We start from the raw sequence: 22,717 nt of genomic DNA on the forward strand, positions 1-22,717 counted from the left end.
TGACGACGAGATGATGCAGCCCCAAGCATCGAGCTGGCAGCTCCCCCCGGCGATGGCGGATTCGGCCGCGTCTGTCGACAGCGCCTACAACTTCATCTTCTGGTTCTCGGTCGTGTTCACCGTCGTGATCACGGGCCTGATCCTGTTCTTCGTTCAGAAGTACAAGCGTCGTAAGGGCGTGAAGAGCGAGCCGACGGGGCACTTCAACAAGCTCGAGATCTTCTGGACGGTCACTCCGTCGATTTTCATCATCTTCCTCTTCCACGTCGGCTTCAGCTCGTGGATCCACAACGCCACGGCGGCGGAAGGCGCGACGGAGATCCGCGTCCACGGGAAGAAGTGGGCCTGGGAGTTCGAGTACCCCGGTGGCTCGCGCACCTCGGACCTGCACCTCGAGGTGAACAAGCCGTACAAGATGATCATCTCCTCGCAGGACGTCCTGCACTCGTTCTTCATCCCGGAGTTCCGCCTCAAGCGTGACGCGGTCCCGGGCCAGTACTCGTTCATCGCCTTCACCCCCACGGTCGTCGGCCCCGCGCACGTCTTCTGCGCCGAGTACTGCGGAACGAGCCACTCGGGCATGCTCGCGAACGTCATCGTCGAGACCCCCGAGCAGCACAAAGAGTTCGTCGCGACGCTCGGCAAGAAGCCGAAGCTCTGCGGAACGCCCGCCGTCGAGTGCACCGTCGAGAAGTGGGGCGAGAGCCTCTTCGTCGAGAAGGGCTGCCCGACCTGCCACGGCATGGGCGGCTCCGGCACGATCGGCGGCGGCAAGTCGCCGGGCCCGAAGCTCGCGGGCATCTTCGGTCAGCCCCAGCCCATCTCGGGCGGCGCGCCGGTCATGGCCGACGAAAACTACATCCGCGAATCGATCCTCAAGCCGAACGCGAAGATCGTCGCCGGTTACAACAACGTGCAGATGCCGACCTTCGCCGGGAGCTTTACCGACGATCAGCTCGACGCCGTCATCTCGTACGTCAAGAGCTTGAAGTAAAGCAGTCCTCGGGAGCCTGGAGTCTCAGAAAATGGCCGCCATCACGACCGCACCCGGACACCACGAAGAGGTCGATCCGAACGCCAGCTACCTCGACAAGAAGGGGCTGATGAGTTGGTTCGTCACGCTCGATCACAAGCGGATCGGCGTCATGTACCTCATCAGCGTCATCATCTCGTTCGCCCTCGGCGGAATCTTCGCGCTGCTCGTTCGCGCGGAGCTCTTCACGAAGGGCCGCACGCTGATGGATGCGGACACCTACAACAAGATGTTCTCGCTCCACGGCGTGGTGATGGTGTTCCTCTTCATCATCCCGTCGATTCCAGCGGCGCTGGGCAACATCATGTTGCCCATCCAGCTCGGCACGAAGGACGTCGCGTTCCCGAAGCTGAACCTCCTCAGCTTCTACATCTACCTGTTCGGCGCCTGCTTTGGTCTCTACTCGATGATCAACGGCGGCATCGACACGGGGTGGACCTTCTACACGCCGTACAGCTCGAGCGACCCCGCGCACGGCGGCGTCGGCAGCGCCACGTCGGTCATCCCGATGACGCTCGCCGCGTTCGTCATGGGCTTCTCGTCGATCCTCACCGGCGTGAACTTCATCGCGACGGTCCACAAGATGCGCGCCCCGGGCCTCACCTGGCGCCGCCTCACGCTCTTCACGTGGGCGCTCTACGCGACGTCGATCATCCAGATCCTCGCGACGCCGGTCCTCGCGATCACGCTCCTCCTCCTCACGATGGAGCGCTTCCTCGGCCTCGGCATCTTCGACCCGCGCCTCGGCGGCGACCCGGTCCTCTACCAGCACTTCTTCTGGTTCTACTCGCACCCCGCCGTCTACATCATGATCGTCCCGGGCATGGGCGTCGTCAGCGAGATCCTCGCGACGTTCTCCCGCCGCGAGCCGGTCGGTTACATGGCGATCGCGATGAGCTCGCTCGGCCTCGCGCTCCTCGGCTTCCTCGTCTGGGGCCACCACCTCTTCGTCGCCGGTATGAGCGAATACGCGACGATGGTGTTCAGCGCGCTGACCTTCCTCGTCGCCATCCCGTCGGGCGTGAAGGTCTTCAACTGGGTCGCGACGCTCTACAAGGGCTCGATCTCGCTCCAGTCGCCGATGCTCTGGGCGCTCTCGTTCCTCTTCCTCTTCACGATCGGCGGCCTCACCGGCCTCTTCCTCGGCATGCTCGCGGTCGACGTGCACCTCCACGACACGTACTTCGTCGTGGCGCACTTCCACTACGTCATGGTCGGCGGCACCGTGATGGGCTTCGTCGGCGGCCTCCACTACTGGTGGCCGAAGTTCACCGGCAAGATGTACGACGAGAAGTTGGCTCGTATCGGCTGGTTCTTCGTGTTCATCGGCTTCAACACGACCTTCCTCGTCCAGTTCGTGCTCGGCTCGCGTGGTATGCCGCGCCGCTACTACGACTACCTGCCGGAGTTCGAGCAGCTCCACCAGATCTCGACCATCGGCTCGTGGATCCTCGGCCTCGGCTTCGTCGTCCTGCTCGTCATGTTCATCCGCTCGCTGCTCGGTGGTAAGCCGGCGCCGCGTAACCCCTGGGGCTCGGCGGCTCTCGAGTGGATGACGCCGACGCCGCCTCCGACCTTCAACTTCGTCAAGGATCCCGTCCTCACGCGCGGTCAGTACGACTACCACCTCGCGACCGACGACGAGCTCTATGACGGCTTCGACGATCCCCTCTTCCCCAAGAAGAATGCCGACGGAAAGGCACACGCATGAGCACGGAAGCCGCAAGCGCTGAGTCCGCGCACGGCGACGGACACGGTCACGCGCATCCGAAGTGGCTCGCGCACCACTTCGATACTCCCGCGCAGCAGTTCGATGCCGCGAAGCTGGGTATGTGGGTGTTCCTTGCGCAGGAGCTCCTCTTCTTCAGCGGCCTCTTCGTCGCCTACGGCGTGTACCGCAGCTGGTACCCCGAGATGTTCAAGGCGGCGAGCCACCAGCTCGACAAGATCATGGGCGCCACGAACACCATCGTGCTGCTCTTCTCGTCGCTCACGGCGGCTCTCGCGGTGCGTTCGGCGCAGGTCGGCAACAAGAAGGCGACGGGCAACTACCTGCTCGTCACCATCGGCTGCGCGTGCATGTTCCTCGTGATCAAGTTCTTCGAGTACAAGCACAAGTTCGAGGCGGGGCTCCTCCCGGGGCGGTTCTTCCACCCGCACCTCGAGCACCTTGCGCACGGCTCGCCGCCGCTCCCGGCGAACACGGGTTCCTTCTTCGGAATCTACTTCATGATGACGGGTATCCACGGTGTCCACGTCATCGTGGGTATCGGTATCCTCATCTGGATCTGGCTCCGCAATAACCGGGGCGAGTTCTCGAAGGAGTACTTCACGGCGGTCGATATCGCGGCGCTCTACTGGCACCTCGTCGACCTCGTGTGGATCTACCTCTTCCCGCTCCTCTACCTGATCTGAAGCGAGGAACCCGGAACCATGGCTTCTCTCGAACACGCTCACGGCGCTGAAGGCCACGACGAAGGTGCGGTTCACGCGCACGTCTCGCCGGTGATCTTCTACGTCGGGATCTTCCTCGCGCTCGTCTTCTTCACGGTGCTGACGGTCGGCCAGTCCTACGTCGACCTCGGCCGGTTGAACATCGTCCTCATCATCCTCATTGCAAGCTGCAAGGCCGCGCTCGTCGTGACCTTCTTCATGCACCTGAAGTGGGACAACAAGTTCAACGCGCTCATCTTCGTCAGCGCGATCTTGTTCATCGGCATCTTCTTCGCCTACACGCTGAACGACACGGAGCGTCGCGGTGATTACGACGCAGACCAGAACGTGAGGGTTCTGCCGAAAACCGGACAGGACGCGCCCGGCGGTTTCGAGCCTCCGGCGCACCCGGCCGAAGGCGCGGAGCACGCGCCGGCGGAAGGAAGCCCGGCTCCGGCCGAGCACCACTGACGTCCAGCCACTCCGATCGAAGCCCGTCCCTCACGAGGGGGCGGGCTTTCGTCATTTCTGCGGCCGATTTGCTCCCCGCCTCGGGAGGCATACTCTTGAAGACCTCGATGCGACGAGAGCGGGGCCACGGGGCATGACCATGCGCATCGCGCTGGGGTCGATGATCCTGCTCGCGGCGACAGCGAGCAGCGTGCTGTCGTGCTCGCGTGAGCTTCCCCCCTTCGGACAGCTCCACCTCACGGTGAGCACCGATGGGCCGGTGCCATCGGTCGTCTCGCGACTACGCATCGACGTCTACCGAAGCGACGGACGCTGGATCGATTCGCACGACCAGCCTCTGCGCAGTCGCTCGGACTGGCCCACGTCGTTCACCGTGTACGCGAGCGACACGCGCATGGAGCGGGTCCGCATTCGGCTGCGCGCTTATGCATCGGACTATCTGCGTGACTATCGCGGTGAGCGCTACCAACCGCCGCCGCCGGACGACGCCGCGCTCGACTTCGTACCCGACCCGCCCGTGGGCGACGAACAGCCACGGCTCTTCCTGAACGGTGTGGACGTCACGCCTCGCTCCGAGCCCGCACCCGGAGTGACCATTGATCGTCTGATGTGGGTCGCGCTCGACGAAGGGAGCATTGGAAGCGCGTCGATCGTCCTCCGGATCGCGTGCGCGGGCACGATGGCGGACTTGGCCGGCGATCGCACGTGCATCGACGATCGCAACGTTCTCCACCCGACGCCCGTTGCGGCGAACGACGATCCGAGTCCAGCTCCGTGGGCACTCCAGCTCGAAGAGGATCTGAACGCGTTGCCCGAGCCTCGCTCGGCGTCGATGACAACGGATGGGACGCCACTCTTCGACGAAGAAGTCATGGTCCCCGGTGCACCGTTCGTTCTCGGCTCGAATGACGAATCGGTTCGCTTCTCGTCGGGCGGGAAGCCGCTCGACACCGTGCCTGCCCGCGTGTTCGTTGCTCCACCGCTGCTGGTCGACCGCTACGAGATGACCGTTGCGCGCTATCGGGAGGCTCTTGCGCACGGCTTCCGAACGCGATTTGCACCGGCAGTGAACGACAGTCCCGGGATCGAGCAATCGAGCGATGGGGTGCGGGCCTGCACGTTCAGCACGAACCCGTTCGAAGGCGCTGCGAGTCGGGAGACCATGCCCCTCTCGTGCATTCCGTTCCCCACCGCTGTCGAGCTCTGTGAATTCCTCGGCGGCGACCTGCCGACCGAGGCCGAATGGGAGTACCTCGCGACCTCGGCGGGCAAGGACGCCAAGACCGCGTACCCATGGGGTAACGAGATCCCGTCGTGCGACGAGGCCGTCTATGGCCGCATCGGCACACGCGTACCCGCCGGCGGTAAGGCATGCGCTGGTCCCGACCATCTGTACGGCCCCCTGCCGGTGGACGCCGGCTCGAAGGACTCCACGCCTGCGGGGATCCACGGGATGGCGGCGAACGTCGGTGAGTTCGCGCGCGACGGGTTTCACGATTATCGTGCGGCTTGCTGGGCACTCGCGCCCATCTACGATCCCTCGTGCCCAGAAGACGCGAACGCGCTGGCGATCATGCGCGGGAGCGCGTTTCTGACGAGCTACGTCGAAGCATCCGTACTGCGTCGCGCGCTTCCGACCACGGCACGAAACGGTATGGACGGAGGGCTCCGATGCGTCCGGCGGCGGTGAGCATCGCGGCGCTCGCGTTCGCCCTCGTCGCGTGCGGCGAGACCCTTCCCGAAGCGGGCCACGTGGTGGTGCACCTCGATTCCGACGTGGCGCTTCCGCGGACCGGGGTGTCGCAAGGTCGTCAGGACGCCGTGCCCATCTTCGACACGGCGCGCATCGAGATCCTGCGTGCGGACGGTTCGCTCGCGTGCGACGACTGTCGGCGCGACGTCGCCTTGGAGACGGCGGCGATCGAGGCTGGCACCTCGTTCACGATTCTCGCTCCCGGAGCGGAGATCGTCCACGCGACGGCGTTTCGCTCGGACACGTTCGATCTCTCGGGCGGCCATGTCTCCGTCGAGATCTGGGCAGACGTGCCGGCACCGCCCGCCGATGGGGCGCGAGACGTCACGCTCACGTTTCGGTTCGAAGACATCGGGCGCCCGCGTGGATCCATCGATTCCCCAGCAAAGCTCGAGGAGGGGCCGCCGCCACGGCCGCGCCACATGGCTCCTTTCGCCGAGCGCGTTCCGTGTACCGGTACGGCTCCGTCGGATACCGCCTGCGTCCCTGGCGGCATGTTCTGGCTCGGCGCGACGGTCGACATGCCTTCGCCGACGCTTCTCGCGCCTCGTGTCGTCGTCGTGCAGCCGTTCTTCGTCGACCTGCACGAGGTGTCCGTCAGCGAGTACCGGGCGAACGGCGGAAGTCGGCAGGGACTGTCGCCCAACAGCGGCGGGCGGGACGGCGAATTCTGGGACGACTACTGCACGTTCACCGAGGCGCCGGGGCGTTTCGACGACTACCCGGTCAACTGCCTTCCGTGGTCCGCTGCGCGCGCCTATTGCGTTTCGCAGGGAGGGGATCTCCTCACCGAAGCGCAAAAGGAATATCTCGATTCTGCACTTCGCGGATATCCGTTTCCCTGGGGTTACGACCGCCCGACGTGCGCCGACGCCGTGCTCGCACGCGCGCCGAGCACTCCCGCAAAGCGGTCGACTGCCATCAATCGAGATTGCCTGCCCGATCCCTCGGAGCCACCCGACATCGGCGTGATGGGGTTTCCGAAGGCTGTCTCCCGAGAGGACATCGGAAAAGACTTTGTCGATCTCGAAGGCGGGCGTGTGCAGGATCTGGCTGGGAATCTGAGCGAGTGGCTACTCGACGACTGGCAATGGCGAGACGAAGACTGTTGGTCGTCACCCACGCCGCTCGTCGATCCGGTGTGCCACAGCCCCGATGCCCTCTATCACCCGGTTCGCGGCGGGAGCTATGCCATCGGCGCTGCCGGTGTCGCCGCGAGTTGGCGGCTCCAGTACCCCGACGATGCGGACGTCGCGGGGAGCGCCATCGGAATTCGCTGCGCCTATCCCGCCGCGCAGTAGAGCGGGAGCGGCCCGACGGCGGCGCTGCGGCCTTCTTCGTGGGCAACGACAGCGCGGGCGCAGGAGCTATCCACTGCGCGCGCGTGAAATGACACAATGAAGGCAAAGAGAGGTCCAAATGACGCTCGGCCGGATGATGGACTACCCGCTCACGATTGGTCATTTGCTCGCGCGCGCCGAGCAGTACTTCGGACGTACCGAGATCGTCAGTGTCTTCCCCGATCGCTCGAAGCGTCGTTCGACCTATGCCCAGTTCGTCGAGCGATCTCGTCGTTTGGCGTCGGCGCTCCAGAAGCTCGGTGTGCGTCCCGGCGATCGTGTCGCTACCTTCTCGTGGAATCACGGCGCTCATCTCGAGGCCTATTTCGCGGTGCCGGCGATGGGCGCAGTCGTCCATACGCTGAACATCCGCCTGTCGCCGTCGGAGATTGGTTACATCGCCGATCACGCGGGCGACGTGGTGGTCATCGTCGATCAATGTCTCTTGCCGCTCTTCGACAAGTTCCGCGCGAACATCCGAAGCCTTCGTCACGTCATCGTCTACCCGGACAAGGGCGAGCCCGTCTTTGAGGGAATGCTCGACTACGAGCAACTGCTCGCCGAGAGCTCACCGGAATTCGTGTGGCCCGAGCTCGGTGAGAACGACGCGGCCATGCTTTGTTACACCTCCGGCACCACGGGAAATCCGAAGGGTGTGCTCTACAGCCATCGTTCGACCGTCCTCCACGCGCTCGTGGCGGCGCTTCCGAATCTCATCGGCTGTTCCATCGACGATATCGTGTTGCCCGTCGTTCCCATGTTCCACGCCGCGGCGTGGGGATTGCCGTTCATCGCGGTGCTCTCGGGCGCCAAGATCGTCTTCCCGGGACCGCACCTCGACGCTGCTTCGCTTCTCGAGCTGATGGCGAGCGAGAAGGTCACCGTGGCCGGCGGCGTTCCAACCATCTGGCTCGGAATCCTCGCCGCGCTCGACTCGGAGAAGGGCAAATACGATCTCTCGTCGGTCCGCACGATGGTCATCGGCGGGGCGGCCGCACCGGTCTCCCTCATCGACGGCTTCCAGTCGCGTCACGGCCTCGTGGTCACGCACGCCTGGGGAATGACCGAGACCAACCCACTCGGAACGCTTGCGCGCGTGAAGCCCCATCTTCGCGCAGCCAACGGCGCGGCACCGTCCACCGAGCTCGCGGCGCGCGCCACGCAAGGTTTCGCTGCGCCGTTCTTCGAGACGCGTCACATCGACGCCGACGGGCACGTTCTCCCGTGGGACGGCGCGAGCATGGGTGAGCTGGAGGTACGCGGCGCCTGGGTAGCCTCTTCGTACTTCGGAGACGAAGGTCAGGACCGCTTCACGAAAGACGGTTGGTTCAAGACGGGCGACGTCGTCACGATCGACGCCGAGGGCTACATCACCATCACCGACCGCGAAAAGGACGTCATCAAGTCGGGCGGTGAGTGGATCTCGAGCGTCTCCATCGAGAATGCGCTCATGAGCCATCCCGCGGTGCTCGAGGCTGCCGTCTTCGCCGCGCACCATCCCAAGTGGCTCGAACGTCCGGTCGCCGCCGTCGTGTTCAAGCCAGGAGCGAAGGCGACCGAAGAGGAGCTCACGCAGCACCTCCGGGCGAAGGACATCTCGAAGATCGCCTTGCCAGATGCCTACGTGTTTCCCACGCAGATCCCGCGCACGAGCACGGGGAAGTTTCTGAAGAGCAAGCTCCGCGAGCTCTACGGGAAGGTGCTGGAGAGCTGAATCAGGCGTGCGCGGCGCGCAGTGCGAGACCGCTGGCGACGGAGATCATTTCGCCGCCAGCGCGTAGCTTCTCGGCTCCGAATCGCGTCTCGAAGATGCGCCGGACGGCGGGGACGAACGAGCTGCCGCCGGTCATGAAGACCTGATCGACGTCTTTGCGATCGACGCCCACGCGCGCGAGCAGGCGGTCGACGCAATCGCTCATCGTCGTCATGTCCTCTTCGATCCAACCCTCGAACGCCTTGCGCGTGATGGGGGCCTCGATGACGAGCGGCGCGTCGGAGAAGCTGAAGAGCGCCTCTTCTGCGCTGGACAGCGCCACCTTCGTGCGCTCGACGGCGCGGTAGAGGTGATAGCCGAGATCGTTCTCGAGGACGTGCAAGAGCGCGCGAATCGGCTCGTCTTCCGTGGCCTGGCTGGCGATGCTCTCGAGCATCTCCATGTTCTTCTTCGTCTTGAGGAAGGAGAGGTGATGCCAGCGGAGGAGCCGCTGGTAGATCCACACCGGAACCGGCAGCTCTTTGCCGAACATCGAGTGGTACGTGGTGCCGAGGCCGAGCATCGGCGCCACCAGGTGGTGCAGAACGCGCGCGTCGAGGGCGTCGCCGGCGATGCCCACACCGTCGTTGCCGAGAATGCGCTCGACACCGTGGCCTCGGTGAGAAGGGCCCACACGGATGAGCGAGAAGTCGCTGGTACCGCCGCCGAAGTCGGCGATGAGAACGAGCTCGTCGTGATCGAGCTGCGTCTCGTAGTAGTAGGCGGCGCCGACCGGCTCGTACTCGAAGGCAACGTCGTCCCAGCCGGCGGTCGCGAGCGCAGCACGCATGCGGTCTAGGGCGAGGGTTTCGTCTTCTTCGTTCTTGGCGCTCGCGAAGACGACGGGGCGACCGACGACGGCGCGGTTGCCCAGAGGGCCCACGCTCGCCTCGGCCTGCGCACGCAGCTCGCGGAGGAACGCGCCCATCAGATCGGTGAGCGAGACCGTGCGGCCGAAGATGTTCGTTGCCTGGAACGAACGATCCGCGAGGTACGACTTCATCGATTGGATGAGGCGCCCCTGGCCTTCGCCGAGGAGGTACTGGTCGATCGCGCGAGGCCCGCCGATCGGCTTCTGACCCGTCTGGAAATAGAGGAGCGTGCGGCACGTCTCCGACACGCCAGCCGCGTGCTCGAACCGCGCGAGGTTCACGGCTCCGCCGTTGTCTCCGTCGTGGACGGCGACGGCACTGTTGGTGGTTCCGAGGTCGAGCCCGATACGTCGCATGGTCGCGTGGCGATTAGCAGGCCAGCCCGAACGAAGTGAATGAATTCGAAAGGAAGCGAGGATTCATGAGCCGGTGGTGGCCGCCTGCACGGCTCGGCTTGAGCCCCGAGCATTGACAATGTTCGATGGGTGTCTAATTAGATGGTAGACGAAAATGGCGAAGGCGAAGGGAAGCTCCCCATTCGAGGCCCTGGCGGACGAAACGCGACGCGCGATTCTTCGCCGGCTTCGCGGCGGCTCACTCACCGCCGGAGAAATCGCCGAGTCGTTTCACCTGACGAAGCCCACGCTCTCGCATCACTTCCGCGTCTTGCGTGAAGCTGGGCTCGTGCGCGCCGAGCGCCGGGGAACGAGCATCGTCTACGCGCTCCAGACCAACGTCCTCGAAGATCTCGCGGCCGAGCTTCTCGACTTGGCCGACCGCGCACGCGCGCGGAAGCCCAAGGGGGCATCCACATGAAGGTCACAACGGCGGATCACGTGGCCATCGGTTTGCTCAGTGGAACCGTCCTCGTGACGGCTGCGCTCTACACGCGTCTTCCCGAGCTCATCCCCACGCACTTCGATGCACGCGGTGTTGCCAACGGCTGGATGCACCGCTCGCTCGGGGCGTGGATGCTTCCGAGCATCGCGGTCGTGTCGTGGGTTATCATCCGCCTCGGCGCACGGGTGCTCCCGTCCGATTGGAAAGAACGCCTTGCCGCCTCGCCCACGGCGGTGATGGGCGCGCTCACCGTGGGACTCCTCTGCTCGCTGCAGGCCGTGATCCTCTACGCCGCGCTCGAGCACCCGCCCAACGTCGGTGCCAGCCTCGGCTTCGTGCTCGGCGCGTTTTGGTGTGCGATCGGCTTGATGATGCCGAAGATGCGGCGCAACCCGTGGATCGGCATCCGCACGGCGTGGACGCTGTCGTCGGACGAGAACTGGGCTCGCACGCATCGCTTCGCGGGGTATGCGTTCATCCTCGGAGGGCTCGTTGCCATCATCGCGGCCGGGCTCGGCTGCACGCCGCTGGCCGTCGCGGCGATCATCGTGTCGTCGCTCGTCGCGACGATTTACTCGTTCATCCTCGCGCGCCGTCTTCCGCCGTCGGCTTGAGCCGTCGCGCTCTCGCGACCGACGGCGCAACGCCGTAGCAGCGAACGAACTGCTTGGCGAACTTGCCGTGCGAGGCGTAACCGCACCGCAGGGCCACGTCGCCTACGTCGAGTCGGCCGTCGTCGAGGAGCACCTTGGCGAGCGCCATGCGCTCCTCGACCACGAGCGCACGCAGGCTCGTGCCCATCGTGCGCAGCCGTCTGCGTAGCGTGGCCTCGGAGACGCCGAGCGCACGTGCGACGCGCTGGGCCGAGAACTCTTCCTCCGGCGACGTTCGCACGAGCTCGCGGAGAGCCATGGCGATGTCGACGTCGGCACGTGCTCGAACGATGTCGTCCTCGGAAGGCGATGTCGACTCGACGAACAGCGCGAGCAAGAGCCCCTCGAGCCGATGATGGAGAAGGCGCGGATGCGCGCTGCCCGTGAGAACGGTCTCGCACACGTGCTCGAAGGCTTGGAGCGTGGGCAGAGCGGGGGTGAAGAGCTGCATGCGAGCTCTCGTTGTCGTCGGCCCGCCTTGCGCGAGCTCTGGGTAGTGACGCGACAACAACGCCTGGGCTTCGCCGAGCACCTCGAAGAGCACCGAACGAAAGGCGCCCGTGTCCGGATCGGGAAGGTTGGTGACGCCGAGGGCGACGTTGGCCGACAGCAAGAGCGCGTCCCCTGCGTGCAGCACGCGGCTTACCCCATCGAGGTCGACGCGCTTCGTCCCCTCCAGGATGAGTGCAACCACCGGATAAGGGGACGCGTAGCTCGCGATGCGCTGCTTCCGGCGTGCGAAGTAGCGCACGAGCCGCACTCGACTCGTCGACGCAAGCGTTGTCTCGCTCGATTGCTCACCGATGGTGGGGGCCATGGCTCGGAGGCGTTCGAGTGCCTCCCTCGCGAGCGTTGCTTCGTCGAGCAGGCCGAGATGGACGAGATGGGCGAGGCGGCCGGAATCCGGATGCGCACTTCGCCGCGCGCTGCCGCTCGAGGACCCTTCCGTGCTCACCTCTCGTTCATACTCTCGTCTCGGCCCGGCGACGAACCCAGCCCTACCTCGGGCGAGAGATTGAGCGGTTCGGGCCCAAGGATGGCCGGTGCGGGCAACCAGAGAATCGGGGGCCGGCCGTAGGTTTCTCGCATGCTTGTCACGCTCCGCCGCCACCTTCGTCCGATCGTTACGCTCGCCACCCTTGCGCTCGCGGGCACCTTCGGGTGCGGACGCGACGCCTCTTTCGCCTCCTCGTCGGTTTCCGCGTCGTCCGCCGCTGCGGACAAAGGCTTCACGCTGAAGGGTTTCTCCACGCCCGAATCGGCGCTCTACGATCCCATCGCCGACGTCTACTTCGTCAGCAACGTCTCCGGTCATCCCTTCGACGTCGACCACGACGGCTTTCTCTCGCGTGTCTCGCCGGACGGAACGAAGATCGAACTTCGGTTCGTCGATGGAGGCAAAAAGCCCGACGGCCTGAGTGCTCCGAAGGGCATGGCCCTGGTCGACCGAAGGCTCTTCGTGGCCGACATCGATCGCGTCCGCGCCTTCGACGCCGACACGGGTGCGGACGCCGGTACCGTGACGGTTCCAGGAGCCGTGTTCCTGAACGACCTTGCTTCCGCACCGGACGGCACCGTCTACGTCACCGACACCGCGCTCGTTCGGAAGGGCGAGGGCTTCGCGCCCTCCGGAGCCGACGCGATCTACGCCTTCGATAGCCGTCACCCCGATCGTGGCGCTCGCAAGGTCGTCGCACGGCCCGACTTCGAGGGGCCGAATGGCATCGCGTTCCACGATGGGAGACTCGAGATGGTCACGTTTCCCGGCGGTGAGTGGATCACGCTTGCCACGACGGGGGAGATCTTGCGACGGGGCAAACTTCCCGGTGGGATGCTCGACGGGATCGTCTGCCTCGATGATGGATCGTTGCTCGCGTCGAGCTGGGCCGCGTCGGCGGTCTATCGCGTACGACCGAACGGAGCACCCAACGAGGCAACCATTGCTCTGCCGGACGTGAAATCACCGGCAGACATCGGCTTCGATACGCGCAGGCACCGCGTTCTGGTCCCGCTCTTCCAGGAAAACGGTCTTCGCGTCATGCCGCTCGACCCGTGAAGGATGCAGGTAGTTGCGTTCCGTATGCATGAGGCGGCGTGCTGCGTCGTCGTCATGGCGCCCGACTTGCAACGAGCCAGCGCCTATCGAGTCAACCCTCGAAGGAGTTTCGAACGATGGCAGCGAAGAAGAAGGCGGGCGGCAGGAAATACAGCAAGAAGGCCGGTGCGAAGGTCGCGCGTGCGATGCGCGAGGAGAAGGCCGGGACGCTGAAGTCCGGCCGCTCCGGCAAGAAGGTGACGAGCCGCAAGCAAGCGATCGCGATCGGTCTCTCCGAAGCGCGAGCAGAGGGCGCGAAGGTTCCGAAGAAGCGCTCGAGCGGAAAGAAGAAATCCGCATCGAAGAAGACGGGCTCTTCGAAGAAGAAGGCTTCGTCGAAGAAGCGCGCAGGTGCGAAGAAGAAGTCCTCGTCGAAGAAGGGCTGACACCTCTGCGACGTCAGAGCGTCACGCGTGGGGCGAGCTGCCGCGTGATTGTCGAGCGTTCGACCACGCGTGCGGTAGGTCGCGCGAGAAACGCACGACGTATTTGCGTGAAGGCGTCGACTCCGCTACGCCTTCGAACATGGGGTGGGGGAAACGAGGAGCCGGTCTCCTCTGGCGAGCTTTGCAGTCGGCAAAGGTGGAAATCGATCGCGAGCAGCGGTGTCCGATGCTCGTCACGAATCTACTCGGCGCCGAGGTGCAGATGCGGTTGCGATGGATTTCGCCGCGCAGTGCGAGCCCAAGCGGTCGCTGGAGTCCTCTGGCGCTGTTCCGTGAGGCCGCGGAGCAGCGCAGCCGCTGACATCGAGCATCGAGACCGATTTCGCGATAGCGTATCCGGATGATTCTCTCGTGCACCCGCCGTGTCCTCGCGCCGCTTCTCGCGCCCCTCGCCTGCATGCTCGCGCTCGTCGCGTGCGGTGGCAACCAGCCGGAGCCCACGTCGCCGTCGTCTTCGGCGCCGTCGTCTTCGGCACCTGCGGCGTCGACCGCCGCCGCCGGTGGAACGACGGCTGCCAAGGGCCCGGTGAAAGAGCCCGGCGAAGCGAAGGTCGGTGACACCACGAAGTGCCCCGTCTCGGGCGAAGAGTTCACCGTCGAGGCGAGCTCGCCGAAGGTCGAGTACGAAGGCAAGACGTATTACTTCTGCTGCGGCGGCTGCAAAAAGAAGTTCGAAGCCGACCCGGCGAAGTTCGCGAAGAAGAGCTGATCAGCCGGCTCGATGACTTGCACGCCGTCCGAGGAGCGACTCGCTCGGACGGCGTTCGCGACGCCGTTCGGTTCGAAAGCTCACGAACGAGGCAGCGAGCTCGAGATCCGAGACGAGAAATGCCATCGCCTGCGTGTATGCGTCCTCGTCCGGCATCATTCGGAGCAGCGCACTCGGGTGGTACGTGGCGATGACTCGCTGCGCCCACGGTGAGTCGGTCGTCACGTGGCCCCGGTTCTCCATCAGCTTGTAGCCTGAACCGAAGATGGCGGCGGCGGCCGTGGCGCCGAGACACACGAGCACCGCAGGTTGGACGAGCGCGATCTCGGCTTCGAGCCAGCCATGGCACGCATGGACCTCGGCCATGTTCGGCTTCGCATGCATGCGCCGCTTTCCGCGCGGCTCCCATTTGAAGTGCTTCACCGCATTCGTCACGTAGACCTGCTCGCGCGGAATGTCCGCTCGCTCGAGGGCCTCGTCGAGAATGCGTCCTGCTGGGCCGACGAACGGGTGGCCCTGGAGGTCTTCCTTGTCGCCCGGTTGTTCGCCGACGAGCATGAGCGGCGAGGGCACGGCGCCTTCCCCGAAGACGGTCTGCGTGGCGCGAGCGTAGAGCCCGCAGGCCCGACAATCGCGCGCGGCGAGGGCGACCTGCTCGTACGAGGCGTCTTCCGGCACGAGGGCGAGCGAAGGAGATGACCCTTTGCGAGGAGGCATGGCCCCGTCGAAAGGCAACTTCGAAGCCCACGAGCTGCGTTTCAGCTGCCTTTCAGGTGTCGGCGGTCGCGGTCGCGCCGAGGATGGTCTGAGCGTCGTTGCAGCGCTCGAGCCAGTAGACGATCGCCGGATCCGCCGATTCACCGAAGCGCTGTTTCACTTCGACGAAGCGCTGCTCTGCGCGCTCGCGGTGCTCCGCATTGGAGCGCTCGAGGGCGATTTTTCCGTGGGTAAGAGCGATATGGTACAGCGCTTCCACGGCCACGTGATCGAGTGCCGGCGCGCGCTCCGCGATGTGCAGGATGTGGCGGTACTCGGTGATGATCTGCCGGCGGTCGGCGTTCTGCTCCGCGAGCCGGTCGCGCGATTGACCGAAGAGCGCTCGGCAGACGAGCCTTCGGGCCTCGGGCTCGCTGTCGTGTTCCGAACGGCGAACCAGCTCCGCGACGACGATCTGGCTTTCGCGCGAACGACCGAGCCGTGACAGCGCGCGTGCCTTCTCGAACAAGGCGCGGGCGAGCACGAGGCGCGTCGTGCCGACGGTGGTGTCGGCGCCTTCGAGCTGGACGAGGACTCCCTCGCAGGCCGCGATGGCGTCTTCCGGCGAGGCGATTGCGGCCGCCTCGAGCTTCGCGTGGAGCGCTGCCGGGTCGGCACTCCCTTTCATGGATACGGGAGGTACGGACATGCGTTGGTCGGAGTTCTCTGCGCGGTTCAGGGCGGCCATCATACCGCGAGAACCTGCCGCGGCCGAAGATCTCGTATCGGCGATGGCTCAGCCGTATCGCCCCTGTTTTGGAAGGCACTTCGTGGGTCGCTGCGCGCCGCGTCTTGCCGGGGACCCTCGGAGCCCGGTGTGTGCGTCGGACCTTCGAGGAGGGAGGGCGGGTGGGGAGCAAATCCGCAGCCACGAGAGTACGGCGTCGAGATCGCGAAGATACGTGGAACCCGCAACGGTTCTTCTCGGCGATAATGGCCGCCCGATGCGAAGGCCTCTCGCGTGTGCGCTCCTTGCGATGGTCTTCGTCGAGCACGTTTCGTACGCACAGCCGCGAGTACCTGGGCGGGCGGAAGCTCCTCCTCCGCCGCCGGTCCAACCTCAGAATCCGCTCGCTGCGCAGACTACCGAGCTGCCGCCTCCGCCAGAAGTCTCCGACCCGATGCTCACCCCGGTTCCCCGGGCGGCCCTCGAGATCGGCACCTGGGAGGACGCCCTCAAACACATCCGCGCACGCTCGACGGATCTCCACATCGCCATCCAAGAGGTCGCGCGTGCGGAGGGGCAGTCGCGTGTCGCGCTCGCCGGTGTGCTTCCCACCATCAACGGTACCGGGACGTACACCCACAACATCATCACGAACACCACCGCCCAATTCAGCGGCTTCGGCGCGAATGGCGTGCCGACGACACGTCCGGTCAATACTCCCTATCCCAACTACTTCACGGGCGCGATCGTCGCCGTCCAGCCGTTCATCGCGCTTCGCGCCTGGAACGCCATCGGCACCGCCAACGTGGCGATCGATGCCGCCCGCCAGTCCGTCGAGGAGACGAAGCGCCAGATTGCACTCGGTGTCGCGAATGCCATCGTGGCCGTCGTCACCTCTGAGCGCATCGCGGAGCTGAATCGCATCGGGCTCAGGAACGCTCTCCAGCGTCTCGACCTCACCTCGCGCAAGCAGGCGCTCGGCGGCGCCACGGGCATCGACGTGGTTCGTGCCCGCCAGGACGTGGAAGATGCCCGCGCGACGCTCGTGGCCGGCGACGAGACGTTGCGACAGAACCGCGAGAACCTGGGATTGGCTCTAGGCATCCCGGACCAGATCGGCGTTCCGCCGACGGTCGATATCAACGGGCTCGAGCGCGACGCTCGCTCGATCTGCAAACCGGTCGAAACGGTGGACGAACGGCCGGACGTAGCGACGCTCCTCACGCGCGTGCGGATCGCCCGCCGGAACGTGAACGATGTCTGGTTTCAGTTCTCCCCCTCGGTGAACCTCCAATCCCAAGTAGCGACGACGACCGTCGATACCGGAGCAGCGCCGAATAGCACGTGGAACGTCCAGGCCGTATTGACCGTGCCCATCTGGGATGGCGGCGCACGTTACGGCAATCTCCGCGATACCCGCGCTCAGGAGCTTCAGGCTTACGAGCGCGCCGAGGCCCAACGCCGGCAGGCTCTGATCGACATCGACCGCGCAAGGCGCGGAGTCGGAGTCGCGGACGATCGTCGTCGAGTGGCTTCGGCAGCACGCGATCTCGCTGCGGAGAACGATCGCCTGACGCGTGTTTCCTATCAGGAAGGGCGAGGTACGAGCCTCGAGCTCGTCACCACCGCTCAGGCGCTTCGCTCGGCCGAAATTCAGCTGGCTCTGCGTGAATTCGAAACCGTGAACGCGCGCATCCTCGCGGTTCTGGCGCTCGCCAAGTGTCCTTGGTGATCAGGTAAGCGGCGTTCACACCTGGATCTCGAGGTTTCCCTCGCGGGCATATCGGCTTAGCGAGGGGAGCGAGTTCGTTTGGGGCGCTTGCTGCGTTTGCTTCGTTTGGTGCTGCGCGAACGCTCGCGGGGCTTTCGCGCAGGCGTGGCCACGACGCGCAAGGGGGCGGCAGGGCGCTCGTCGCCGGCGAAGAACCGAGCGAGGCGAACGCGCTGGAATGGGATCTTCGTTCCGTCTTTTTCGAACGCCTCCTGCGTGATCGTGATCTCGCCGGCGCGGGCGAGTGCGCCGAGCACGTGATCGAGGGCGCGGCGGTCGAGCGAGCCGTCGCCGAAGAGGTCACGATGGATCTGGCCCACCGCGCGGCCGTCGCGCTCGCGGAGCGCTTCGATGATCTTCAGCGCTGCAGCGCGCTCGCCGTGGCTCGCCGTTCGGAATTCCTGCGCGGTGCAGGCGTCGGGCGCGCACACGTCGCAGATGCCGCAAGGCTTGCCGCTGTCGTTCTGATCGCCGAAGTGCCGAACGAGGCCGAGCATGCGACAGCTCGTGGTCTCGGCATAGGTCTGCATCCGGTCGAGCTGCTCGGTCTTGTGCGCGCGCTGCTTCTCGTAGGCTTTGCGCCAATCCGATTCACCCGGCACCACCGTGTCGCCCTGGATTCGCACACCGCCGTGCACCCAGAGTTTTTCGAGGGCCTTCTCGAAGATCTCGGGGGCGATCTTCGACCGTGTGGACAGGTCCGATATCGAAATACCTTTGGCCGATATCTTCTTTTTGACGGCCGCGACGATCGACGTCTCCGGGTAATCGCGTTCGAGGAAGAAGGTGTGCGTCTTCGTGTCGACGTAGGAATGGATCAAGAGGGCACGCGAAGGCTTGCCATCGCGGCCTGCGCGGCCGATCTCCTGGTAATAGCCCTCGACCGTCGATGGCAGCGCGGTGTGGATGACCGTGCGGACGTCGGGCTTGTCGATGCCCATGCCGAACGCGGTGGTGGCGACGATCACGTCGAGCTTTCCGGCGAGGAAGCGGGCCTGCACGTCGTCGCGAACGTCGGTGGCGAGTCCGGCGTGGTAGGCCGCCGCGCGTACCTTGCGCGATAGAGCGCTCGCGAGCTCTTCGGATTCGTTGCGCGTCGGTGCGTAGACGATGGCCGGGCGCCGTGCGGGATCGTCGAGCAAGCGTCGCACGACGTCGGGGCGATCACCCGGAGGCCGGGAGATGACCTCCACCCCGATGTTCGTGCGTCGGAAGCCGTGGATGAAGCGCGCGGAACTCGAGAGGCCGAGCTCTTCGGCGATGTCGTCTTGGACGGAGGGGGTTGCCGTGGCCGTCAGTGCAATTACGGGCGCGGGGCGGAGCAGCGGCAGTCGCTCTCCGAGCATCCGATAGTCGGGGCGGAAGTCGTGACCCCATTGCGAGATGCAGTGGGCCTCGTCGATGGCGATCAGGGTGGGCTTGCGCCGGGCGAGCATCTCCGGAAATCCGGGCACGCGCAGCCGCTCGGGAGCGATGAAGAGGAAGTCGAGCTCGCCTTCCAGGTACGCCTTGCAGGCGGCGCGCGACGAGAGGCGATCGCGCCCGGAGTGGATGCGCTCCGCGGCGAACCCGCGCCCGACGAGCTGCGCCACCTGGTCTTCCATGAGCGCGATGAGCGGGCTGACGACCAAGGTGGTGCCGCCACGCGCGATGCCGGGCAATTGATAGCAAAGCGACTTGCCGGCGCCGGTCGGCATGACGAGCAGCACGTCTTTGCCGGAGGCGGCGGCTCGGCAAACGTCTTCTTGGTAAGGGCGAAACGATTCGAATCCGAACTCCGCGCGGAGGATTCCGGCGAGATCGTTCGTGCGCTCACGTTTTTTGCGAGGCGGCGAGGGACGCGCGGGGGCGTCGTTCGTGGGCGTTCGCGCCGGAGGAAGACTCGAGCTTCGCGAGGCCGTGCGCAGAGCTGGCGAGCTCGCGCGCTCCGGCGGCGGGAAGCTCGAAGAATGGCTCGACGTTCTCTCCGATCTCGCGCTCTCCGTGGGCTTCGGCGTTCCGCCGATGACCTCGTGCACGTAGCGCTCGATCTCCTTCATGAAGGAGTCGAGATTCTCTTCGCCTCGTTCGATGCGGGCGAGCTTCGCTTCCCACTCGCCGGTCATCGCCGGGCTCTTCACGTGCGGATGCACGCGCTCGACGAGCCCGACGCCCTTGTCGGTGGCGGCGAGGAGCTTGCCGTCGCGCACGACGTATTCGCGGCGTAGGAGCGTCTCCAGGATCGCGGCGCGCGTGGCGGGCGTTCCGAGCCCCCGGTCGCGCATGGCGCGCGAGAGCTCCTTCTCGTCGAGCGTGCGGCCTGCCGTTTCCATGGCAGTGAGCAGCGTGCCGTCGGTGAAGCGCGGCGGCGGCCGTGTCTTCTTGGCCACGGCCTTGGCATCCGCTACACGACGGACCATGCCCTTGGCGAGGCCGCCGGGTAGCGTGGGCTCCGGGGGAGCGCTGCTCTTGGCGCGCGGGTTGCCGAGAGGAACGTCGAGAACCTTCCAGCCTTCGATCTCGACGCTGGTGCCCGTGCTCACGTAACGGTCGGTGGTGGTTCCCTCGGCACCCGTCGTGACGATGCCCGTGACGACGGTGGTGACGGCGAAGACGTGATCGACGTGCCAGGCCGAGAGCAAGCGACGACAGACGAGGTCGTAGATCTTCTGTTCGTCGGGCGGAAGCGAGGCGGGGCGCTTCGTCTCCGTGGGAATGATCGCGTGGTGATCCGAGACGTGTGCATCATCCACGAATCGGAGGCCGAGCGGACGAACTCCGGTGCCTTCGGCAAGATGAGCGCGATACGGCTCTTCGATGGCGCGAACGATGGCAGGTAGCGTGCTCGCCACCGTCTTCGACAGGTGCCGGCTGTCGGTACGGGGGTAGCTGATCAACTTGTGCTTCTCGTAGAGACTCTGGGCGATCTTGAGCGTTCGCTCCGCCGTGAATCCGTACAAGCGATTGGCGTGACGTTGCAGCTCGGTGAGATCGTAGAGCTGAGGCGGAGGAAGCTTCCTCTGCTGACGCTCGACCGACTCGATGCGTGCTTGGCCGCGTTTGGCGCGCGCGATGATCGCGTCGGCGTCTTTCCCGTCGGGCGGAAGCCGCTTCGTGTCCGGCTCCTTCACGCCGGGGCGCACGTAAGTTCCCTCGTAGGTCGGCTTCGCCGCGTCCGGCGGGGCGAACGTGGCGACGACCTCGAGATAGTCCTCGGGCACGAATTCGCGGATCTCGAGCTCGCGCGCGACGAGCATCGCGAGCGTGGGCGTCTGCACGCGACCGACGGAGAGGTTGTCGTCGTGCACGACGCTGTAGAGGCGCGAGAGATTCATGCCCACGAGCCAGTCGGCTCGGCTGCGAGCCCTTGCGGCGTCGGCCAGGCGATCGAAGTCTTTTCCGCTCCGAAGCGAGCGGAAGCCGTTGGCGATGGCGTCGGCCGTGAGCGACGAGATCCACAGTCGCTTCACCGGCTTTTTCGCGCGCGCCGCTTCGTAGATGTAACGGAAGATCAGCTCTCCTTCGCGCCCGGCGTCGGTCGCGCAGACGACTTCGCGCACGTCGGAGGAGCGAAGGAACTTCTCCACGACGCGGAACTGATCGCGCGTGTTGCCCGAGACGACGAGAGGCCACGACGACGGCAAGAGCGGCAGGTCGGCGAGGCGCCAGCGCTTCCACTCCGGTTTGATCTCGTGAGGCTCCGCGAGCGTGACGAGGTGACCGATGGCCCACGTCACGACGAAACCCGCGCCCGAGAAATGGCCCTCGCCGCGCCCTCGTGCACCGAGGACCTGGGCGATGTCCCGCGCGACGCTGGGCTTCTCGGCGACCACGAGTACTGCCATGGACTCGGGCCGCAGACTTACGCGAAGGCCCGTCGGTGTCGAGCGGAATGCCGCGCTTCGCGCGACGGAGGGACGCATTCGGCGCCGATCCCGCCCGCGGCACGTCTCGTCGGAGTCCGCCGTGCTCCGTGCGTTCCCTCGGCAGGCAGAGCTCGCTATCCTCGTTTCATGGGGGAAAACGGGGAAGATCCGCGTGCGCTCGTGCTTGCGGGCGCGGTCGCGAAAGGGGCCTTCGAAGCCGGCGTGACGCGTGCGCTCGCGCGAAACGGCATCGGGTTCGATCGCTTCGTCGGGGCGAGTGCCGGCGCGCTGAACGCCACGCTGCTCGCGGCCGGCGCAGCGCTCGGACGTTTCGACGACGCCACCGAGCTGCTCGAGACGCTCTGGCGCGACCAGGCCTCGATCTTGAACTTCGCGCGTCCGACGTTGGCACCACTCCAGGGGCTGTCGACGACGGAGGGCGTCGAGGCGATCGTGCTCCGAGCGCTCCGGACGCTGTTCGCGCGAGGACGTCCTTCGCAGCTCGAATCGATCAAGCTGACGATCGTGACGACCGACCTACGAGGCGCGCCTTACGCCGGTGAGCTCACGCACGAGGACGATCATCACTTCTTCGCGGAAGACTTCGCCGACGAGTTGCGCTGGCCGGTCATTGCGCGCGTGGCCGCCGCGAGCTCGGCTTTCCCCGGACTCTTCGTGCCTCCTACGCTTCCGGACGGCGGGCAACGCGTGGACGGTGGCGCGGTCAACAACGCGCCCATCTCGTACGTGATCGACAAGAACGCCGACCGCAACCGCATCGTGGTCGTCTCGGCGGAGCCGAATGCGCGTCCCGAGGGCGGGACTCTTCGAGGAACCCGCCTGCTCACGCGCCTCGTGGACATTCTCGTCAACGAGCGCATCGGGCGCGACCTCGTGGTCGCCAAGGAGCACAACGCGACCCTCGAGCTCCTCGAAGATGCGATGGAGCGTGCGGCCCTCTCCGAGGCTCAGCGCATCGTGGTGCGCAACGCGCTCGGCTGGCGCCATCTCGACATCCTCACCGTGCGCCCGGCTCACGATCTCGAAGGCGGGGCGTTCGGCGGCTTGTTCTGGAAACCGTTTCGCGTACGTCAGATCGAGGAAGGCAAACGCGCCGCGCACCTGGCTCTCTCGGGCGCGATACCCAAGGAGAGCCCGGTGGACGGCGCAGTTCGTGACGTCGGCGGCGCTACCAAGTACGTCTCGGTCACCGCGCGTGCGCTCGGGATGTTCCGTCGCGTCTCGCTCGACGACCAGATTCGCCGCTGAGCGCGAGTGTG

Annotated in this window: 19 protein-coding genes; 14 read left to right on the plus strand and 5 right to left on the minus strand. The window is 65.7% G+C overall.

All coding sequences use genetic code 11. The features are described from left to right. Positions 1-10: 10 nt before the first annotated feature. The 7 genes from coxB to AKJ09_RS20050 all read left to right on the plus strand — a co-directional run bounded on the left by coxB (position 11) and on the right by AKJ09_RS20050 (position 8,744). Entirely contained in the window at positions 11-994 is a 984-nt protein-coding gene (gene coxB, locus AKJ09_RS20020) for a cytochrome c oxidase subunit II (RefSeq protein ID WP_146648804.1), read from the plus strand. Positions 995-1,034: 40 nt separating this feature from the next. Continuing rightward, on the plus strand, positions 1,035-2,744 hold the full coding sequence (locus AKJ09_RS20025; protein ID WP_420814280.1) for a cytochrome c oxidase subunit I: 1,710 nt from the start codon (positions 1,035-1,037) through the stop codon (positions 2,742-2,744). Continuing rightward, a complete protein-coding gene (locus tag AKJ09_RS20030) occupies positions 2,741-3,448 on the plus strand; it encodes a cytochrome c oxidase subunit 3 family protein (RefSeq protein ID WP_146648806.1) in 708 nt (235 codons plus the stop codon). Before AKJ09_RS20025 ends, AKJ09_RS20030 begins: the two co-directional genes overlap by 4 nt. 18 nt (positions 3,449-3,466) lie before the next feature. Continuing rightward, positions 3,467-3,937: a cytochrome C oxidase subunit IV family protein gene (locus tag AKJ09_RS20035; RefSeq protein WP_146648807.1), complete on the plus strand. Its 471-nt coding sequence runs from the start codon at positions 3,467-3,469 to the stop codon at positions 3,935-3,937. A gap of 133 nt (positions 3,938-4,070) precedes the next feature. Continuing rightward, the gene (locus AKJ09_RS20040; RefSeq protein ID WP_146648808.1) at positions 4,071-5,627 is read left to right on the plus strand and encodes a formylglycine-generating enzyme family protein; all 1,557 of its coding nucleotides are present in this window, start codon (positions 4,071-4,073) and stop codon (positions 5,625-5,627) included. Continuing rightward, a complete protein-coding gene (locus AKJ09_RS20045) occupies positions 5,609-6,991 on the plus strand; it encodes a formylglycine-generating enzyme family protein (RefSeq protein WP_146648809.1) in 1,383 nt (460 codons plus the stop codon). The genes AKJ09_RS20040 and AKJ09_RS20045 overlap by 19 nt, the downstream gene beginning before the upstream one ends. Positions 6,992-7,109: 118 nt before the next feature. Beyond that, positions 7,110-8,744 carry a long-chain fatty acid--CoA ligase gene (locus tag AKJ09_RS20050; protein ID WP_146648810.1) on the plus strand — a complete coding sequence of 545 codons (1,635 nt, stop codon included), beginning with the start codon at positions 7,110-7,112 and terminating at the stop codon, positions 8,742-8,744. A 1-nt stretch (position 8,745) separates the two neighbouring features. Here the strand turns inward: AKJ09_RS20050 and AKJ09_RS20055 are convergent, their stop codons facing one another. Further along, complete coding sequence (locus AKJ09_RS20055) at positions 8,746-10,011, minus strand: Hsp70 family protein (RefSeq protein ID WP_146648811.1); 1,266 nt, start codon at positions 10,009-10,011, stop codon at positions 8,746-8,748. A gap of 154 nt (positions 10,012-10,165) precedes the next feature. Between AKJ09_RS20055 and AKJ09_RS20060 the strand changes: the two genes are divergently transcribed. Together AKJ09_RS20060 and AKJ09_RS20065 are read left to right on the plus strand one after the other, a co-directional pair. Further along, positions 10,166-10,471 (plus strand): autorepressor SdpR family transcription factor, encoded by a 306-nt coding sequence (locus AKJ09_RS20060; protein ID WP_146648812.1) that lies wholly within the window; start codon positions 10,166-10,168, stop codon positions 10,469-10,471. Continuing rightward, the gene (locus tag AKJ09_RS20065; RefSeq protein WP_146648813.1) at positions 10,468-11,109 is read left to right on the plus strand and encodes an SdpI family protein; all 642 of its coding nucleotides are present in this window, start codon (positions 10,468-10,470) and stop codon (positions 11,107-11,109) included. Before AKJ09_RS20060 ends, AKJ09_RS20065 begins: the two co-directional genes overlap by 4 nt. Here AKJ09_RS20065 and AKJ09_RS20070 read toward each other — a convergent pair. Beyond that, positions 11,075-12,103 carry an AraC family transcriptional regulator gene (locus AKJ09_RS20070; RefSeq protein ID WP_169927682.1) on the minus strand — a complete coding sequence of 343 codons (1,029 nt, stop codon included), beginning with the start codon at positions 12,101-12,103 and terminating at the stop codon, positions 11,075-11,077. The two genes, AKJ09_RS20065 and AKJ09_RS20070, sit on opposite strands and share 35 nt — an antisense overlap. A 132-nt stretch (positions 12,104-12,235) precedes the next feature. Here AKJ09_RS20070 and AKJ09_RS53105 point away from each other — a divergent pair, with 132 nt between their 5' ends. From AKJ09_RS53105 to AKJ09_RS20085, 3 genes are all read left to right on the plus strand, one after another. Beyond that, entirely contained in the window at positions 12,236-13,204 is a 969-nt protein-coding gene (locus tag AKJ09_RS53105) for an SMP-30/gluconolactonase/LRE family protein (RefSeq protein ID WP_169927683.1), read from the plus strand. 116 nt (positions 13,205-13,320) lie between these two features. Then, complete coding sequence (locus AKJ09_RS20080; protein WP_146648816.1) at positions 13,321-13,629, plus strand: DUF6496 domain-containing protein; 309 nt, start codon at positions 13,321-13,323, stop codon at positions 13,627-13,629. A 400-nt stretch (positions 13,630-14,029) separates the two neighbouring features. Beyond that, positions 14,030-14,398, plus strand: coding sequence for a YHS domain-containing protein (locus AKJ09_RS20085; RefSeq protein WP_146648817.1), 369 nt, complete (start codon positions 14,030-14,032; stop codon positions 14,396-14,398). Here AKJ09_RS20085 and AKJ09_RS20090 read toward each other — a convergent pair whose 3' ends face one another. After that, positions 14,399-15,115, minus strand: coding sequence for a UdgX family uracil-DNA binding protein (locus AKJ09_RS20090; RefSeq protein ID WP_146648818.1), 717 nt, complete (start codon positions 15,113-15,115; stop codon positions 14,399-14,401). A 52-nt stretch (positions 15,116-15,167) separates the two neighbouring features. Beyond that, positions 15,168-15,782, minus strand: a complete 615-nt coding sequence (locus AKJ09_RS20095) for a hypothetical protein (protein ID WP_146648819.1) — start codon at positions 15,780-15,782, stop codon at positions 15,168-15,170. Positions 15,783-16,098: 316 nt separating this feature from the next. On the opposite strand from AKJ09_RS20095, the gene AKJ09_RS20100 reads away from it, so the two are divergent. Next, positions 16,099-17,553, plus strand: coding sequence for a TolC family protein (locus AKJ09_RS20100; RefSeq protein ID WP_169927684.1), 1,455 nt, complete (start codon positions 16,099-16,101; stop codon positions 17,551-17,553). Positions 17,554-17,609: 56 nt separating this feature from the next. Here the strand turns inward: AKJ09_RS20100 and AKJ09_RS20105 are convergent, their stop codons facing one another. Then, positions 17,610-21,416 carry a DNA topoisomerase 3 gene (locus tag AKJ09_RS20105; protein WP_146648821.1) on the minus strand — a complete coding sequence of 1,269 codons (3,807 nt, stop codon included), beginning with the start codon at positions 21,414-21,416 and terminating at the stop codon, positions 17,610-17,612. Between the two features lie 168 nt (positions 21,417-21,584). On the opposite strand from AKJ09_RS20105, the gene AKJ09_RS20110 reads away from it, so the two are divergent. Beyond that, entirely contained in the window at positions 21,585-22,706 is a 1,122-nt protein-coding gene (locus AKJ09_RS20110) for a patatin-like phospholipase family protein (RefSeq protein ID WP_169927685.1), read from the plus strand. The last annotated feature ends 11 nt before the right edge of the window (positions 22,707-22,717 follow it).

Source organism: Labilithrix luteola, from assembly GCF_001263205.1.
In the GTDB taxonomy this organism is placed as follows: domain Bacteria; phylum Myxococcota_A; class Polyangia; order Polyangiales; family Polyangiaceae; genus Labilithrix; species Labilithrix luteola.